Genomic DNA, 825 nt, shown 5'->3' with positions numbered 1-825 from the left:
GTTAATTAACTCCTTCATTTTCAAACGATTACGTTAGAATTAACAGAGTATTGATAGAATAAGAGGTGGGATTTTGTGTTCCTTCATCGTTTATCGTAAGCGGAGCATCATTGACTTTAGGTTGCATCTGATTACTCTCCCCAGACACTGCGATACGGAACCAGAATCCCGTTGCGGGCATGGAAGTGATGTTAAGGGAATACACATTGCCGCCATAAGAAGTGCTCGGAGCACGCTTATGGTTGCTTGGCACGGCATACTTACCAACGACACCGTTGATTGTTTGGGCTGTAAGCAGATATACATCTGCCGCCTTCATCTCCAACATTGCCCCAAGCATCAACATAAGGGCAAATAAGCTTTTAATTGACTGTTTCATCTTTTCAGAATTATTGCATTATTTATAAATAACACTACATTTTATGTTATTAGAGCAGGTCCTGCACATTATGCTGAACCAAGACTATCCCCGGTCTGTGATTATTTCGACCGAAAATATATGGACTTTTGCATTACGATGTATTAGTGAAAATGGAAAATATGGGGGAAAAGTTATGCAAACGTTTGCAAAACCATTATTATCAACCGACAACAGAAACAATATGATATATATCTTGTTCATCGTTCTCTTGTATGTTTGGTTTATGAAATGTCGTCCTTCTATTTAATTTGTCCCTTTGTTATTGCGAATAATATCCAACAGAAAAGCGCGCTGGTCAAGATAGGCGCACAATAGACGATGAAGTTCGTTGCAAAAAAACCGGATCATCCGGCTTTCACAACGAATAGTTAATTTACTAAAGTTTCGGATTTAGGCAGGGTGGG

1 protein-coding gene is annotated in these 825 nt (G+C 39.2%); it reads right to left on the bottom strand.

The annotated features are described in order from the left end of the window. Positions 1 to 28: 28 nt before the first annotated feature. On the bottom strand, positions 29 to 379 hold the full coding sequence (locus KM934_RS12855) for a hypothetical protein (RefSeq protein WP_215761026.1): 351 nt from the start codon (positions 377 to 379) through the stop codon (positions 29 to 31). Positions 380 to 825 lie beyond the last annotated feature (446 nt).

Origin of the sequence: Hallella faecis, from assembly GCF_018789675.1 — a bacterium.
GTDB lineage: Bacteria > Bacteroidota > Bacteroidia > Bacteroidales > Bacteroidaceae > Prevotella > Prevotella faecis.
The sequence above is the reverse complement of the archived record's forward strand: the minus strand, read 5'-3'. Positions and strand labels throughout refer to the sequence as shown.

Excerpts from the sequence above, each read along its gene's own strand:
- KM934_RS12855 (WP_215761026.1), bottom strand. The coding sequence starts at position 379 with ATGAAACAGTCAATTAAAAGCTTATTTGCCCTTATGTTGATGCTTGGG.